The organism is Cytophagaceae bacterium ABcell3 (genome assembly GCA_030913385.1).
GTDB lineage: Bacteria > Bacteroidota > Bacteroidia > Cytophagales > Cytophagaceae > ABcell3.
Genome location: CP133159.1, coordinates 4,372,704 through 4,388,801, shown reverse-complemented (window position 1 = coordinate 4,388,801; position 16,098 = coordinate 4,372,704). Strand labels below are relative to the sequence as shown.

Annotated in this window: 18 protein-coding genes; 11 read left to right on the top strand and 7 right to left on the bottom strand. The window is 39.8% G+C overall.

Annotated features, from left to right (window positions below):
• Nucleotides 1-23 precede the first annotated feature (23 nt).
• Together RCC89_17870 and RCC89_17865 are read right to left on the bottom strand one after the other, a co-directional pair.
• Nucleotides 24-359 carry a four-helix bundle copper-binding protein gene (locus RCC89_17870; GenBank protein ID WMJ75016.1) on the bottom strand — a complete coding sequence of 112 codons (336 nt, stop codon included), beginning with the start codon at nucleotides 357-359 and terminating at the stop codon, nucleotides 24-26.
• A 29-nt stretch (nucleotides 360-388) separates the two neighbouring features.
• Entirely contained in the window at nucleotides 389-625 is a 237-nt protein-coding gene (locus tag RCC89_17865) for a heavy-metal-associated domain-containing protein (protein WMJ75015.1), read from the bottom strand.
• 464 nt (nucleotides 626-1,089) lie between these two features.
• Between RCC89_17865 and arsB the strand changes: the two genes are divergently transcribed.
• The 6 genes from arsB (at nucleotide 1,090) to RCC89_17835 (ending at nucleotide 6,603) form a co-directional block, all read left to right on the top strand.
• On the top strand, nucleotides 1,090-2,163 hold the full coding sequence (arsB, locus tag RCC89_17860; protein ID WMJ75014.1) for an ACR3 family arsenite efflux transporter: 1,074 nt from the start codon (nucleotides 1,090-1,092) through the stop codon (nucleotides 2,161-2,163).
• A 56-nt stretch (nucleotides 2,164-2,219) separates the two neighbouring features.
• Nucleotides 2,220-2,888, top strand: coding sequence for a hypothetical protein (locus RCC89_17855; GenBank protein ID WMJ75013.1), 669 nt, complete (start codon nucleotides 2,220-2,222; stop codon nucleotides 2,886-2,888).
• A 153-nt stretch (nucleotides 2,889-3,041) separates the two neighbouring features.
• Nucleotides 3,042-3,446, top strand: a complete 405-nt coding sequence (locus RCC89_17850; GenBank protein ID WMJ75012.1) for a response regulator — start codon at nucleotides 3,042-3,044, stop codon at nucleotides 3,444-3,446.
• Between the two features lie 14 nt (nucleotides 3,447-3,460).
• Nucleotides 3,461-3,868 carry a response regulator gene (locus RCC89_17845; protein WMJ75011.1) on the top strand — a complete coding sequence of 136 codons (408 nt, stop codon included), beginning with the start codon at nucleotides 3,461-3,463 and terminating at the stop codon, nucleotides 3,866-3,868.
• 587 nt (nucleotides 3,869-4,455) lie between these two features.
• On the top strand, nucleotides 4,456-4,983 hold the full coding sequence (mog, locus tag RCC89_17840; protein ID WMJ75010.1) for a molybdopterin adenylyltransferase: 528 nt from the start codon (nucleotides 4,456-4,458) through the stop codon (nucleotides 4,981-4,983).
• A gap of 168 nt (nucleotides 4,984-5,151) precedes the next feature.
• Nucleotides 5,152-6,603 carry a potassium/proton antiporter gene (locus RCC89_17835; GenBank protein WMJ75009.1) on the top strand — a complete coding sequence of 484 codons (1,452 nt, stop codon included), beginning with the start codon at nucleotides 5,152-5,154 and terminating at the stop codon, nucleotides 6,601-6,603.
• A gap of 45 nt (nucleotides 6,604-6,648) precedes the next feature.
• On the opposite strand, the gene menD is transcribed toward RCC89_17835, so the two are convergent.
• From menD to RCC89_17820, 3 genes are all read right to left on the bottom strand, one after another.
• A complete protein-coding gene (gene menD / locus RCC89_17830; GenBank protein ID WMJ75008.1) occupies nucleotides 6,649-8,328 on the bottom strand; it encodes a 2-succinyl-5-enolpyruvyl-6-hydroxy-3-cyclohexene-1-carboxylic-acid synthase in 1,680 nt (559 codons plus the stop codon).
• An 88-nt stretch (nucleotides 8,329-8,416) separates the two neighbouring features.
• On the bottom strand, nucleotides 8,417-9,613 hold the full coding sequence (locus tag RCC89_17825) for a chorismate-binding protein (GenBank protein WMJ75007.1): 1,197 nt from the start codon (nucleotides 9,611-9,613) through the stop codon (nucleotides 8,417-8,419).
• 13 nt (nucleotides 9,614-9,626) lie between these two features.
• A complete protein-coding gene (locus RCC89_17820) occupies nucleotides 9,627-10,046 on the bottom strand; it encodes a hotdog fold thioesterase (GenBank protein WMJ75006.1) in 420 nt (139 codons plus the stop codon).
• Between the two features lie 34 nt (nucleotides 10,047-10,080).
• Between RCC89_17820 and RCC89_17815 the strand changes: the two genes are divergently transcribed.
• The 3 genes from RCC89_17815 to RCC89_17805 all read left to right on the top strand — a co-directional run bounded on the left by RCC89_17815 (nucleotide 10,081) and on the right by RCC89_17805 (nucleotide 12,947).
• Entirely contained in the window at nucleotides 10,081-10,716 is a 636-nt protein-coding gene (locus RCC89_17815; protein ID WMJ75005.1) for a histidine phosphatase family protein, read from the top strand.
• Nucleotides 10,717-10,800: 84 nt separating this feature from the next.
• Complete coding sequence (locus tag RCC89_17810; protein ID WMJ75004.1) at nucleotides 10,801-11,922, top strand: acyl-CoA desaturase; 1,122 nt, start codon at nucleotides 10,801-10,803, stop codon at nucleotides 11,920-11,922.
• A gap of 77 nt (nucleotides 11,923-11,999) precedes the next feature.
• The gene (locus tag RCC89_17805) at nucleotides 12,000-12,947 is read left to right on the top strand and encodes an isoaspartyl peptidase/L-asparaginase (protein ID WMJ75003.1); all 948 of its coding nucleotides are present in this window, start codon (nucleotides 12,000-12,002) and stop codon (nucleotides 12,945-12,947) included.
• Nucleotides 12,948-13,091: 144 nt separating this feature from the next.
• Here RCC89_17805 and RCC89_17800 read toward each other — a convergent pair whose 3' ends face one another.
• Complete coding sequence (locus tag RCC89_17800) at nucleotides 13,092-13,652, bottom strand: hypothetical protein (protein ID WMJ75002.1); 561 nt, start codon at nucleotides 13,650-13,652, stop codon at nucleotides 13,092-13,094.
• A gap of 26 nt (nucleotides 13,653-13,678) precedes the next feature.
• Between RCC89_17800 and RCC89_17795 the strand changes: the two genes are divergently transcribed.
• Nucleotides 13,679-13,996, top strand: coding sequence for a transposase (locus RCC89_17795; GenBank protein ID WMJ75001.1), 318 nt, complete (start codon nucleotides 13,679-13,681; stop codon nucleotides 13,994-13,996).
• Nucleotides 13,975-15,093 carry an IS3 family transposase gene (locus RCC89_17790; GenBank protein WMJ75668.1) on the top strand — a complete coding sequence of 373 codons (1,119 nt, stop codon included), beginning with the start codon at nucleotides 13,975-13,977 and terminating at the stop codon, nucleotides 15,091-15,093. Before RCC89_17795 ends, RCC89_17790 begins: the two co-directional genes overlap by 22 nt.
• A gap of 330 nt (nucleotides 15,094-15,423) precedes the next feature.
• Here the strand turns inward: RCC89_17790 and RCC89_17785 are convergent, their stop codons facing one another.
• Nucleotides 15,424-15,939 (bottom strand): hypothetical protein, encoded by a 516-nt coding sequence (locus tag RCC89_17785; protein WMJ75000.1) that lies wholly within the window; start codon nucleotides 15,937-15,939, stop codon nucleotides 15,424-15,426.
• Between the last annotated feature and the right edge of the window lie 159 nt (nucleotides 15,940-16,098).

Sequence of the window (16,098 nt, the reverse complement as noted above, 5' to 3'; positions counted from 1 at the left end):
TTTCCCGCTAACTGGTTTTGTGTTTAGTCTTGCTCTATCGGCTTATGATGCTGATGGCATGCATCTGCGCACTCCAAGCATTTTTTTGCACATGTTTGACAGTGGTCGTTTTCGTGCTTCTTGCATTCTTCAGCACACATACGGCATATTTTCTCACATAGCAGAAGATAAGGAAGTGCTATTTCAGACTTTCTTTTTAACAAGCGTGCTGCTTGAAAACAAATATCTGCACAGTCTCTGTCCAATTGGATACATCTGCTCATTTCAGCAACATCTTCTGCTTTCAGGCATGATGTTGCACAATGCTCACAAGCCTGAGCACATTCTAGAATGGTGTTTATTAATGACCCGTTTTGCATTTTTTTTATCTGTTTATGGTTAACACTTTTTATTTCACTGTCTCTATTTTAAAGCCCGCCTCTTCCACCGCTTTAATAACATCTTTTTCTTGTACCTCATCCCCGCGTACAGTCAAAATTTTGTCATTGTCAGCAATATCGACATCCCATTTCTTTAGATTGTCGACCTTGTCAAGAAAAGGCTTCACTTTTTTTATGCAACCTCCACAATTAATGTTGGTCTTAAACTTTATCTTTTTCCCCTTCTCCTTAAACAGTCCAAACATTTGGCAATTGTGTTTTTCTTTAATAGAGAACCGTTATGTTTGGATAGTGTTATTGGGTTTGCGAACAAAATGCTCAGGCTTAAGCTCAGAAAATAAAGCTGGTTAGGGTAAATTCAAAAAACAGCATTTTTAGCCACTTTAATTGTTTCCAGTTAAGCTGTTCTACGGCATAAGGATACTGTTTTTAGCTTTTTGTCCATTTTCTTAATGACTTCTTGGGGGCTTTCACATTAAAAAAAGTTTAATCATTTTGCTTATAAAAAAGTTGATATATATAAGTAAGGCGAATTTTTAGGACACGGGTTCTGTATATGGCTATGCCTGAAATGTTGATTAAAATTAGTATTAGTGATTTTTGTGCGATTTAAAATGTTTCGGGGTGAAAGAATTGGACATTTGATCAACTAAAATAAGTGTGAAAAATAGTTAGAAACGGAGCGACTTTAGGATTGAGGGCTAGAAATATGAGTTTATCAGATAATATAGTAAGTGAAGTACGGGAGTCGAGACTTAAGAAGAACCTAGGTTTTTTTGAAGGTAACCTGATATGGTGGGCGGTATTGAGCATAGTGGCAGGGCTAACTGTGGGTTATTTTGCAGAAGATAGGGTGGCAACGTTCGCTGAGGGTAACTTTCAGTCCCTAAATATACTGGTAGTTGTGCTTGTTTGGCTGATGATATTTCCCAGGATGGTGCAGATAGACTTTTCTTCAATAAAAAAAGCGGGAGACATGCCTGGAGGAATTAGTTTGGCGGTAGTGATTAGCTGGTTGGTAAAGCCACTTTTTATGGCTGTTTTTGCCTGGCTGTTTTTTGAGAATGTATTTGCGGCTTTTTTTAGTTCTTCGCAAGCACAGCAATATGTGGCAGGGGCTATTGTTTTGGGAGCAGCTCCTTGTACGGCTATGGTGTTTGTCTGGACATATTTGACCAATGGCAACCCGATTTATTCGCTTGCCCAGGTTTCTGTCAATGATTTCATTCTTTTAATAATTTATGTGCCTGTAGCTGGTTTTTTGTTGGGAATATCTGGTGTAAGCATTTATTTCCCTAAGCTGCTTACCGCTGTTTTGCTTTTTATAGCCTTGCCTTTAACAGCAGGTTTTTTAGCTAATCTGGTATTGCGTAAGCTAAAAGGGGAAGTTTGGTTTAGGGAGGTTTTTCTTAAGAAACTTAAGGCTGTTTCAGTCATAGCTTTATTGGCTACTGTTTTTGTCCTTTTTGTATTTCAAGGGAGGTCTATCATTGATCAACCGCTTCATTTACTATTTATAGCTATACCTATCGTGCTACTTGCTTATACAATGTTTTTTTTAACATGGATATGTGGCAAGGCTTTAGATTTGCCTCATTCGATTAGGGCTCCGGGAGCTATGATAGGGGCAAGCAATTTTTTCGAATTTTCGGTAGCTGTCTCCATAGTTTTGTTTGGGTTAAACTCCGGAGCTGCTTTAGTGGCAGTCACAGGCATGTTGATAGAAGTTCCTTTAATGCTTTCTTTGGTAAGGATTGCCAATAAATTGTCCAGAGGCGAATAAACATTATAGATTATTGTTTGTTTCTAAGTTAAGGGGGATTTGAAGCGAATTGGATTATGAAGAGAGTATTCTTGGTATTAGGAGTAGCAGGGTTGTTGTTTTCCTCATGCGGCGAAAGACATAGAGAGACGCCGGGGGATGAATATGGGGCACCAAGAACTGTTGACCCAGGAGTTCCTGCGGGGGAAGATACTGTAATTTATGAGCATGAGCATGGAGTAGATACAGTGACTGACCCATCCTTTGGAGAAAGGGGTGAGCAGGAAAATCCAGGTATGGAGAATGGGCAACAAGAGATGGAAGGGCAGCAAGAGTCGCCCGGTATGGAAGAACCACAGCAACCCAATGGTGCTGAGGGAAACGATGGTAATGCCGGTCAACAGCAAGATCAGCAAATAGAGCAGCAGCAAGGTGCGGCTGTAGAGGATGATCAACCTGAGGTTGTAATGGGAGATCCTGAACATGAGCCGGTCACTGAAGAAGGGCATGCAGGGTTAGGTGCTGTAGGTACAGAAGGGGCTACACGTGAGCCTGGCCGTGTGCAAAGAAGGCACGGCTTTGGTAGGACTGGTGCTACAGGACCACGCCCTGAAAGACTGGAACCAACTACAACGCCAGGGGCGCCAGAAGAGCCTGAGTTTCCTAGAGACAGAACCGGAGCTGCGGATCCTGAAACGGAAGGCCCAGGACCTGATGCAGATGCTGGGCCTAGGGGTGAAGACTAAAGTTATTAACATTGTATATCCAGTAAAGGCATTGTTTATGAAAGACATATTCAATGTCTTTACATTATTGTGAAGAAAAATTGTTGAAATTGAAATGAATCTGTTGTTATTTCGACCCGGTAAAAAAATAAAAGTAAATTTAAACCCAATCGTATGAACACGTTGGACAGTGTCCTGCTGGTTGATGATGATAATATAAATAATTATCTTAATGCTCGACTTATCAAGAAGTTGCGCATTACTGACAATGTGAAAATTTCTTTGAATGGGGCAGAGGCTTTAAAGTATCTTTCAAGTGAAAATAAAGGGGGAAATTGCCCTTCTTTGATTTTTCTGGATATCAATATGCCTGTGATGAACGGCTTTGAGTTTTTGGATCAGTTTAGGAAAGAAAAACTTTGTGCCTCAGATCCGGTTATTATCATGCTTACAACATCTACAAATGATAAGGATGTGGAAATTATCAAAAAAGATGCTTCAGTGGCTGGGTTTATTAACAAACCATTGACTGAAGATAAGCTAAAAGGGATTTTGGATAAACATTTTTCATATCAATAATTTAGAGAAACTCTATGGACAAAATCAATACCCTGCTTTTGGTAGATGATGATGAGATAAACAATTTTTTAAATGAGCGCTTGTTGAAAGGGCTCAATATTGCAAATCAAATTAAGGTGGCAAAAAATGGAAAAGAAGCGCTGTCTTTTATCTTGGACGAGTGCATTGCCCGTACAAATCTATGTCCTGAAATCATCCTGTTAGACCAAAATATGCCGGTTATGGACGGCTTTGAGTTTCTTGAAGAGTTTCATAGGTTGGACTTTGAGAATAAACATGATGTAGTTATTTATATGCTTTCAGCGGCATCTGAACCTGCCGATAAGGAAAGGATGGATAGCCTTAAAGTAAACGGTTTTATAATGAAGCCACTCACCAAAGAAAGACTCTTGGAAGTAGCAGGAGCGTACTTTAAAGAATGAAGTTTTAATTACCATCAGCCTTGTAAAGGCAGTTCGTTTATACCGTACGTACATTTTTTTGAGTGCCGCAGATGGAAACATAAGTTTTATATACTTTCGGGGTATTGCTTATTATGTGCTTTTACTGATTTTTTTAGCCCAGTTCCATCTCCTTAGTTAAAAAGGAAAAGTGTTGCATAGCAGCTTAAAACCATCTATTTTGCTATGGACTTATTGCTGCTAATCCTTATCTCTAAAAGGCATTTCAATCCAGCTAGTTTCACTATCAGCGATATTAAACCTGAAATATGCATTAGAACTTTCTATTACGTGGCAAAACAACTTCAAATCAGACGCTTCGCTCGCATTTGGTTTTTAACCTTAGAGCCACTATGCTTTGCAAACCAAATACGCTGATTTTTTGTTTTTTTGCCCCTCATAACGAAACCTAATGCATAATCCAGGTTAAATCATAAAATACCTCCCTAAATTGCTTTTGTTGTCTAATACATTTTTAAATTTGCAAGACTTCTTGTAAGCTTTAGTAAAGCTTCTGTGAAAAATTCACAGTTTATTAAACATACTTAATCGTTTAGTTTTTTGAAGATATGGTAAGAATAGGAATCGTTACAGTCAGTGACAGAGCTTATAATAAAGAATATGAAGATTTAGGTGGGCCGGGCATTCGCCAATGGTTAGAAAATGCACTTGTTACAGAGTTTAAAGAGTTTTATACGGTTGTGCCAGATGAGCAAGATATGATTGAGAAAACCCTTATAGATTTGTCAGATCAAAAGGAGTGCTGTTTGATTTTAACTACCGGAGGTACAGGGCCGGCTTCTAGAGATGTAACCCCGGAAGCTACCTTGGCTGTTGCTCACAAGGTTTTGGATGGTTTTGGGGAACGTATGAGAGGTATAAGCCTTAAATATGTCCCCACGGCTATTCTTTCCCGTCAGGTCGGGGTGATAAGAAATAAATCGCTCATTGTTAATTTGCCAGGACAGCCAAAGGCTATTAAGGAAACTTTGGATGAGCTTTTTGAAGCAATCCCTTATTGTATAGACTTAATCGAAGGGCCTTATATTGAGACTAGACCTGAAGTTGTAAAAGCTTTCAGACCAAAGAAAAAGTAAACTTAGTTCAGTAAGGTGTAAATCGTTCTTGAAAGCCCGACTGTTTGAATGGATAAACCCCATTGAATATTTGGGGTTATTAAAACATAGACACTAAGTTTTTGGTATGGTTTCAAGCTAATTGATATCGTTTGTTAAATAATTAAACTGATTTTTTCTTTTTGAGTTATGCCGCAATTGGAGACTTTTTTATTGACAATTTCCCTGCTCATAATTTTGAGTGTGGTTATTGCCAAGGTCACAAATAATATTGGGGTCCCAGTTTTGCTGCTTTTTTTAGGTGTTGGAATGTTGGCAGGAGAGGAAGGTCTGGGCGGTATAACCTTTACTGATGCACAAGCTGCCCAGTCTATAGGTATTATGGCTTTGATCATGATACTTTTTTCTGGTGGTTTAGATACCAAATGGCCGGTGGTCAAACCCGTGCTTTTTCCTGCCCTCAGTTTGGCCACCTTAGGGGTGTTTGCCACCACTTTTTTTGTAGGTTTATTCCTTTGGCTGGTTTTGGATTTGCCGTTTTTGGTCAGCATGTTGGTGGGGGCGGTAATTTCTTCTACAGATGCTGCTGCTGTATTTTCTATACTTAGCTCCAGGAATATAAATTTAAAGGGTAATTCTGGCCCACTGTTGGAACTAGAGTCTGGGAGTAACGACCCCATGGCTATATTTCTTACCATCAGCTTTCTGCAGCTCATTACCACCGAAACATCTTCGGTATTGTCGTTGATACCATTGTTCTTTTTGCAAATGGGCTTAGGGTTGTTTGCAGGTGCTGTGTCGGGAAAGGTTTTAGTCATTCTTATTAATAAACTAAAGTTTCCCGTAGAAGGATTTTACTCTGTTTTTACCCTCGCTTTTGCAGTTTTTACCTATGCTTTAACCACTACCTTTCAAGGCAGTGGCTTTTTGGCCGTTTATGTGGCCGGTGTAATTGTGAGCAATAACGAGATCGTTTTTAAAAGAAGTCTTTTCCGTTTTTTTGACGGCTTGGCTTGGCTGAGCCAAATTGTCATGTTCCTTACTTTGGGACTATTGGTGTACCCAAGCCAAGTAGTACAGGTTACAGGTTTAGGTATAATGATTTCATTGTTCCTGATTTTTGTGGCACGTCCTGCCGGTGTTTTTCTTTCACTTGCTTTTTTCAATTTTAAATTAAAGGAAAAACTGCTTATTTCGTGGGTTGGCCTGAGAGGGGCTGTACCAATTATTCTAGCTACTTTCCCTTTATTGGCAGGTATTCCTGAGGCTGGCTGGATTTTTAATGTAGTTTTCTTCATCGTTTTAACCTCAAGTTTGCTGCAAGGTTGGACTTTGCCTGCCGCCGCCAAACTGTTTAAGCTTGATATGCCTTCAGAGCAAAAGCTTCAGTCGCCGTTGGAGTTCAGTTATCCTGAGAAACTAGACATGAAACTTGTAAACCTTCGGGTTCCCGACAACTCTGCGGTAGAAGGAAAGGCTTTGGTTGAAATCTCAGAACTTAAAGGAAACCTGGTAGTAGTGATTTACCGTGATGGTAATTATTTTGTCCCTGGCGGAGGTACTGTTTTAGAAAGTGGAGATGTTATACAGGTGTTGGCACAAAAAGAAAAGTTGAAAAGTTTGCGAGAGTGTTTTAATTAATTCCCCCTTCAGTTCGTTTTTTGTTCCTAGTGCTTTCAGCAGATCCTACATAGATTTTAGTGTTTCTTTAAAATCGCAGAAAACTTGGTGGCTGACTTTTCCGTCAAATTCTGCTTCCAGTATATATGGTTTGTTGTTGCTATAGATTTGTTTTAAACCTTCTTTTAGCTGCACGCTATTATTTACCTTAATGTAATTAAAACCTGCGTCTTCGGCAGTTCTTCTGGCATTTAAAGGTTGGTGCGTTTCAAAATATTCTTCAAGTTCTGGCTGCTGATTAGGGCCGTCAATAATCCTGAAAATATTACCACCATGATTGTTAAGAAGAATGATTTTTAAATTGCCCGGTAAATAGTTGTTCCAAAGGGCATTTCTGTCATAGAAAAAACTTAAATCTCCTGTAATTACGGTGATGGTTTTGGAAGACAAAAGGGCCATTCCGTAAGCCGTACTAATGACCCCGTCAATACCACTGGTACCTCTGTTGGCAAAGCATTCTACGCCTTTCATTTCTTGTCCTGCAAAAACAAAACCTGCATAACGAACAGGCATGCTATTGGCCAAATGTAGTGATGAGTTTGCTGGCAAATGTGCTATAACTTGATTTACGGCAGAAATCTCTGACCACTCTTTATTGCTGTTTAAGAAATGGTTTAACTTTTCTACACCTTTATTCGATGCTTGTTTCCAGAGATTTCCAAAAGCTTCATTGTGGTATAACAAGCCAGCGTTAATGGCTTCTCTTAAGAAATGAACAGGTGTCTCTCGGACAACCATGGTAAGTGATTGAAAAGGATCTGCGGCTATGCCTTGGGGATCCAGGTGGATATGAATGGTGGGTTTGTTTTTTCTTAAAAAAAGCTTCATTCCTTTAGATATCAGGGACATGCCAAACGTGATGAGCACCTCTGGTTGGTACTGTGCAGGGTTGATGTTATTAATAAAAAGGTCATGGCCGTTAATAAAGTCTGGATGCTTTTGATTGGCTATTATATCAGCTACAATTGGTATATTATAGTTATTGCTAAATTCTGTTAAAACTTCTGTCAGTGCAGTGTCTGTAGTGTTCTGCCCAGCTACTACCATGATTTTTGAATAGGTAGAAATCTGTTTTAAAATGCGGTTTCTGTCTTCTTCTGCTATAGAAGGTGAACCTGATAGCTCTGTGATTACTTTTACATTCTGGTCAAATTTGATAGTGCCAGATGGGTAAAGCGGTTCTCTCAGCGGGATATTGATATGTACAGGGCCCGGAGGGTACGCTTGTGCTTTGTTCGTCGCTTCACTCAGGGTCCGTTCTACGAACCAATTTGCGTCTGGGTGTGAAAAGTCGGAAGGTAGTTGATAACTGCCTTTGACATGTTTGCCATAGATGTTTTGTTGATAGATGGTTTGCCCGTCTTGTTGCGCAATCCATTCCTGGGGCCTGTCCGCTGTCAGGATCAGTAAGGGGACTTGTTGGAAGAACGCTTCTGCGATTGCAGGGGCATAATTTAAAGTCGCAGTGCCTGATGTGCAAACTAGTACAGATGGTGTTTTTGTTTGTAAGGCCATGCCCAGTGCGATAAATGCCGCTGAACGTTCATCGCTTATGGTGTATGGGCGGAAGTTTGGGTGCCGGGCAAATGCAATGGTTAGTGGAGCACACCTGGAACCTGGAGATAGGACAATGTTTTTTATACCTTTTTGGGCACAAATTTCCGCTATATTATAAATGGCCTGCATGTCAATAAAGGGTAAGTACAGCTTTTTTAAAATGGGTTTTTAACCTGCGTAAAGTTAAACCATTTAAAAGATCAATAAAAGGAGATGTTTAAGATGTTGGGTTGATCAAATCGCCAATGGTTTTTATTTTCAGGCTTGTTTCCAGCCATTCCTTGTCAGGGTTCGAGTCTCTGGTAATTCCTGCTCCCGAAAACAATACAATTTTCTCCTGGTCCAGTCTTGCGCATCTCAGGTTGACAAATATATTAATTTCATTATCTATGTTTACAGGGCCTGAAAATCCTGAGAAATACTCCCTGTCAGTATCTTCTTTATCTAAAATAAACTGCATGGCTTCATTGCGAGGCATGCCACATACAGCCGAAGTGGGGTGGAGTAGCTTGAGCATGTCATTACCTAGGCCTTTATATTCTATTTGGTTTAGGTCAACAGAGAAATAGGTTTTTAAATGCAAAAGGCCTGCGGCACGTACAGTAAGCGGTCCCTCTTCCTCAAACTCCCTTAGCCTGATCTGCTTGAAGCAGTTGATGATATACCTGCTTACCAAAGCTTGCTCTTCGATCTCTTTTTGTGTCCAGACTGCATCGCTGGTGTCTTTTCCTTCTGACGACTGGGTGCCAGCAAGTGCAACTGTCTTGAAAGTATTTTCTTTGGTTACCTGAACAAGTATTTCAGGAGTGGCGCCCATCCATGTACCGAAAGGGGAGTATGAGAATAGAAAAGCAAATGCATGAGGATAGGATTGAGCTGTTTTCAAAAACAAATCTGTGGGCGAAAAATCAGATGGAGGGTCAACAAATTGATTTCTTGCCAGAACTACCTTTTTAAAATCCCCCTCTTTTCTGATTTGCTCCCTTGCCTGGACCACTATTTCTTTAAACCGGCTTTCTGAGCTTTCTGTAAGGTTGTTTTTCCCTTTGTTGTTTTCTGTTACTTGTCCAGAGGTTAATATTTCCATAAAGGTTTTGAAAACCTTTATGCCCTCCTCTGAAAGAATATTAATGTTTGCGCCTTCAAAAGAAAGCAATATAGTGGGCTGAATGAGAATGCCAGGAGTGTCTTCACTTGTTCTAAAAGGGAAAAAGCAAAACCCAGGACCTACATTTTCAGGTTTAAAATCTTCGTTTTCAGAAAATCTTTGTGCTTGGCCGCAAATCATGTAGAGCTTGTCCTGAAGAGGAAGCCTCCATGCAGCCATGGCCAATTGATGGTCATCGGCAGTTTTTTGTAAGGCCAGAAGAACCTGATTTTTGGAGTGTTTTTTCAGTATGTCTGAAAAGCTCATTGGGATTGCCCTTTTATTTTTTGTCTAATATAGCTACTGTAAGCCTACTGACACATACCAATTCTTCTTTTTCATTGGTTATGCGTATGTCCCAGATGTGTGTTTTTTTTCCAAAATGAATTAATGTAGCCTCTCCATACACATAGCCTGACGACATACTTTTGACATGGTTGGCATTTATTTCAAGACCTACAGGATATTGTTTCTCCAAATCAATGCAGAGGCTTGAGCCTATACTGCCAAGGGTTTCTGCCAGAGACACAGAGGCACCGCCGTGTAACAGTCCCATAGGTTGGTGTGTTCTGGCGTCTACAGGCATTTTGCCTTGAACCTTTTGTTCTGTTAAATTTGTTATTTCAATTCCAATGTAGGAAATGAGTGTATTTTGAACAGATTTATTAAGTTCCGAAATACTTATTTTCGTATTAATCATTATAGTTTTGTAATAAAACAAAAGTAGGATAAAATTGAAGAGTAAAAAAATTTATCTGATCCGTCACGGACAAACGGATTTTAACCTTAAGGGTATTGTACAAGGCGGTAGGGTAGATACTGACCTAAACGAAACTGGACGCAAACAGGCCAAAGCTTTTTTTGACCAGTATAAGCATATCCCTTTCAAGAAAATATATACATCTGCACTAAAAAGAACCGTTCAGTCTGTTCAGCATTTTTTAGACTTGGGTATCCCTCATGAATGTCATGCAGGGCTTAATGAAATCAGTTGGGGGGACAAGGATGGGAAAATTGTTACTTCTGAGGATACCAAGTATTATTGGACAATGCTCGAAGCCTGGGGGCGAGGTGAGCTTGACCAGTGCATTGAAGGGGGGGAAAGCCCCATAGATGTCCAAAAAAGATTGCGAAAAGTGATGGATGTCATTGCTTCTAGAAGTGATGAAGATGTAATTTTGATTTGTATGCATGGAAGGGCTATCAGGATTTTGCTGGCTACGCTGCTTAATTACGAGCTGAAGTTTATGGATATGTACCCACATACTAATTTGGGCCTATATATTCTGGAGTATTCGGGAAGTAATTATAGTTTGGCGCTAAAGAATGATAGTACACACCTTGATGATTTGAACGTAGATAAAATATAGCTTTTGTTTTTTTTCTGTTTATTTTTGTCAAACCTAACGGCTTTCTGCTGAGTTATAAATCATAATTATTTATTTTATTGAGATATGCCAGAAAAGGTAAAGTTTAAAAGTACATCTAAATCACAATTTTTCGCTACGGTAAGAGCAAGAGTAGATGAATATTTTGAGAAGAACAGCCTTTCTAAAAATGCCAATGGGCTAATGGTTGCTAAAACCATCTTTTTTTTAGGGGCATTTGTTGGTTTGTATGCATTGATTGTTTCGGGGGCTTTTTCGCTATGGGCAATGCTGGTAATGGCCATACTGCTAGGAATGGTTACTGCTTGTATCGGATTTAATGTATGTCATGATGCTATTCACGGTAGTTATTCTTCCAATCCGAAAGTAAATAAAGCACTTGGTTTCTTGTTCAATATCATTGGAGCCAATGCTTATGTTTGGAGTATTACCCATAATATTATACATCACACTTATACCAATATTCATGGGCATGATGAGGACTTGGAAATAGCACCTGGTTTAATACGTTTGAGTGTGCATGAAAAACCCAAAAAGATCCAGCGTTATCAGCATATTTATGGGTTGTTTCTTTATGGACTGGCCAGCCTTTCGTGGGTGTTTAGAAAAGACTTTATCAAGTTCTTTAAAAAAGAACTAGGGAGTTACGATAACTCCAACCCTCCTAAACAGGAATATTTTAATTTGTTTTTCTTTAAAGGGTTATATTATGTACTTTTTATTGTGGTTCCGTTGATTGTGCTTGACCTTGCATGGTGGCAGTTTTTGATAGGATTTCTTGCCATGCACCTTGCAGAAGGCTGGGTATTGGGGCTAGTGTTCCAACTTGCTCATGTGGTGGAAGATACCGAATTTCCTGAACCGGATGAAAACAACATTATAGAAGAAGCTTGGGCAGCACATCAAATGAAAACTACAGCCAATTTTTCTACTGGTAAGTTTCTTGCTACTTGGTTTTGTGGAGGGTTAAATATGCAGGTGGAACATCATCTGTTCCCTAAAATATGCCATATCCATTATCCTCAAATAGCGCCTATTGTTAAGAAAACAGCCCATGAGTTTGGGTTGCCTTACATTGAGAATAAAACTTTTGTGTCTGCCATAGGGTCTCATTATAGGATTTTGAAAAAGTATGCTGAGGACGCGAAGAATTTATCGTCAGGTGCCAAACAGCCTACTGTGGCATGAATAAAAAGGTGAAATACTTTTGGATTCTGCTCATCACGATGTTATTTGTATCTTGTAAGGCATACAAAACTTCAAAAGTGAAATCACCTGAAAATAATATTGTACTTCTTGTACATGGCGGAGCCGGTAATATAACACCGGCCCATTTAAATGCACAGCGACAGAAAGAATATGAAGAAGCCTTAAAGGAGGCGCTTCAAGCTGGTTATTCCATTCTCCAAGACGGAGGAAGTGGACTGGATGCGGTAGAAGCGTCTGTACACATTCTTGAAAACTCCCCTTTATTCAATGCAGGACGAGGGTCTGTGCTTACCAGAGAGGGAAATATAGAAATGGATGCCTCTGTGATGAGTGGGAAAGACCTTAATGCCGGGGCGGTTTCTGGTGTTACCACTATCAAAAATCCTATTTCTGGAGCTAGGGCGGTAATGGAGCAGTCGCCCCACGTGCTGCTGTCAGGCAAAGGGGCAGAGCAATTTGCTTCTGAGGCAGGTGTTGAAGTTGCTGATAAATCATATTTTTTTACCGAAAGAAGAAAGCAGGAACTGAAAAGGATCCGTGAAAGACAATCTTCAGATACTACCGGAAATATTCACCTTTCAGAAGATCTTGATAAGTATGGAACAGTAGGTGCTGTTGCTTTAGATAAAGAGGGTAATTTGTATGCCGCTACATCCACCGGCGGTATGGCCAACAAGCAATATGGTAGGGTAGGAGATTCACCTATTATAGGTGCCGGTACGTATGCCGACAACCGTACCTGTGCCGTTTCCTGCACGGGCCATGGCGAATATTTTATGAGACTTCAGGTTGCCAAAGAAGTTTCCGTGCTCATGGCTTATAAGGGTCTGTCCCTCGCCGAAGCTGCCGACCATGTCATAAACCACCAACTTTCAGAACTTGGCGGAACCGGTGGCTTAATAGCTGTTGACCGCAACGGGAACTTTTCCATGCCTTTTAACACGTCCGGGATGTTCCGTGGTGTTATCAAGGATGGAGAAGTGAAGGTGGAGATGTTTGAGTAGACCTTTTACACCTCCAAGGTTTTAGAACCTGGAGGTGTAAAAGGTTAATTATCTTTAGCCCACCTCTTCACTCTGATTGGATAAAATAGCTGAACTCCCAGGACAGTCCCTCTTGAGGTTAAGCGGGTGTTATAAGCGTTAGAGTTAATCCGATAATTTAAATCTGTATATTGAAGCGATGTCAGTCCCTGTGAATAAAAAAGTCTGATACTGATAGAAGGCTTTACAATCTTTATTGTGTACAGGTCTAAACTTACTATAAAAGAAACCCCCTGACCTATTTTGTACTTGGGTTTGCAGATTTATCTCTAAAGTGTCTTCAAAAAAATCATCTGCAGAATCGATTGGAGGAGGTTCTTTATACCCAGGTGCTCGAAAATCTATACTGATGCCACTTGTAATGCGGAGATGGAAGTCGCAAATCGATTTAGAAACAGTGGCAATTCGTTTGGATACCATCAAAGGGAATCGGAAATGCGGAGTAAATGTTGAATAACTTCTCTGATAAGTACCTGAAGAGTTGTTTTCTGGAATGGTAGAAACTATAAAACTGTAACCGAGGCCTCCATTGGAAAAACCTGTCATAAAATGCCAGTCATTGTCCAAATCCAACCTAAGTAAAGCACCAAAGTTTCTCATGATTTCAATTCTGTTATCCTTAAAAGTTGAGGCTTGTTTGATTAAGCCCCTTAAAAGATCGGACACAATTATAGTTTAAAATTAGTAATTTTATGTCCGTGAAAAAGAGAACATTTACCAAAGAAGAAAAAGTCAAGATCCTCAAAGAAGCTGAAAGCAATGGCGTTCAGGTGACCCTTGACAAGTATGGAGTATATCCTGCCACATATTACAACTGGAAGAAAAAATTTGAAAGCATGGGCGATGCAGGTTTCCGGCACGGCATGACCCCGGAACATCTGAAGGAAATCAGAAGACTTGAAAAAGAGAATGACTATCTGAAGAAAATAATAGCTGAAAAGGAGCTGGAAGCCCGTTTAAAAGATGATCTGCTAAAAAAGAAGTATCCCTGTCCGAAAAAAAAGAATTAGCTGTAAAGTACATCGGCCAGGGATTAACAAGGGATAGAGTTCTTGAGATTCTACAACTTACAAGGCACCAGTTTTACTATATACCTAAGGCAGGACGCAGAGGCCGTAAGAAAAGCTCTGTGGTCTTCAGGCGTGTTGATGATGAACACACCGAGTGTACAAATGAGGATGTGGTGGCAGAAATTTCCAGAATACAATTAGATCCGGACACAGATTATGGCTATCGGAAAATGACAATACAGCTGATGCTGCTTGGCTTTGTAATCAATCATAAGAAGGTGTACAGGTTGATGAAAAAAGCTTTATTGCTTAAAGCCAGACAGAAAGCAACTGGGAAAACATATGTCAAATATCGTATTGTTACACCCGAAGGTCCTCTGGAGGTTCTTGAAATGGATATTAAACAAGTCTGGATCACCAGAGAGCGGCGGTATGCCTACATTCTTACAATTATCGACACTTTTACCCGTGCGGTTCTGCACTGGTCTGTCGGGTTCAATATGCGAAAAAGTCAGATAAAACAGGCTTGGGAAGCAGTGATAACCGAGCATTTACAAGCTGCTGACCAGCTATCAAAAGGTGTTCATGTGGAGTTAAGGAATGATAATGGCCCTCAATTCAGTGCTGCTGAAATAAGAGGTTTTTTTAAGGAGAATTATATAAATCAGGTGTTTACACATCCATATACACCTCAGGAAAACGGTCATGTGGAAAGTTTTCATAGCATATTGAAGCACGCGTTAGAAGGGCATACGTTCTGGTCCCTTGATGAATTAGAAGAACGCCTGAATGTGTTCTACTACAAGTACAACAACGTAAGGCTGCATTCTTCAATAGCATACCTCTGGCCAATGAAGTTCTGGGAATTATGGAATGAAGGAAAGATTATTCGTATTGAAAAAGCTAAAAAAAGAGTTAAATTTAAGCTATCAATACCATATCAGGAGATATCGGGTAATGGGAGCCGGAGGGAAGTTTCCTGCTCAAATACGAGCCCTCTCAATGAGGGCGAGAATTTGCAAAAAGAAGTGAATGGGCCCAACACTCCAAGTTACACGACATCGGTTCAAAGGTCACCGTCAGTCGTTTCCTGCTGATACAAAGATATGGTGGATGGTAAGAGTAATACAAATTAAAAAATAAAATAGTCCGATTTATAGGGGGCTAAACCATTGTTCTGATGAATTGGTAGAGCTGGTGAAAGGTGTCTGTATGCCAATGTGAGGTTCTAGAAATAAAGTCTTTTGGGCAAAGCACCCAAAAGACTTTAAAAACAAGCCGATGCATAAAAGATATTTTGTTTGCAAGGATTTCTAGTTCAAAATGTCCTAACTCTTTCTCAAACTGAAACTAAACCAATATTGACCTAGTCTACTCGTGGAAGTATAAAAAATGAAGATAATACAGTCTGTTGTTTCTAAAAAAAATTAATCCCACTTTTTTAGCCTTATTGGATAACTTAAATGTATTCCTGCCACTGTTCCCCGAGATATTAATGTGGTTGCAAAGGTTTCTCCATTTAGTGTATAATCAATTTCAAAATTTACTAACCTTCTTAGACCTTGTGAATAATAAAGCGTAAGGTTCCACGTGGGTCTGTTTTTTTTATTATAAAGTTGGAGGATTACACCTGCAGTTAAAGATGCTCCAAAACGTTGAATAGTGTTGTTGGTTCTGGAAATCTCAATAGTATCCCCTGAAAAAAAAGCTCCTCCAAGACTTAATGATCCAGCGTTGGATGGAGGCGTGTAACTAATACTGGCTCCTATTATTGAGTGAATGGAAATATTATGCCGGTATAGCCCTTCTGAGTTTGCTCCAAATCCTAATCTTTTTATTTCACGAGAATAAATGATAGGGAAATGCCGGGTAAGTAAACCCGTGGACTGGCTTCTTCGAGGTGCCCCTGAAGGGTTCCTGGTGTTGTCTGGAAGGGTTGTCATTGTATAACTGACCCCTGTTTTACCGTTTAATATTCCTGTACTGATAGAGTATTTATCTGTGGTGTATGTAATAAGTAAACTGTAACTAAAGTATTGCCTGACTCTGTTGTGCCGAAAAGTAGGGGCTTTGCTTGTGTTTTGATCAAGGGATGTAAAAGG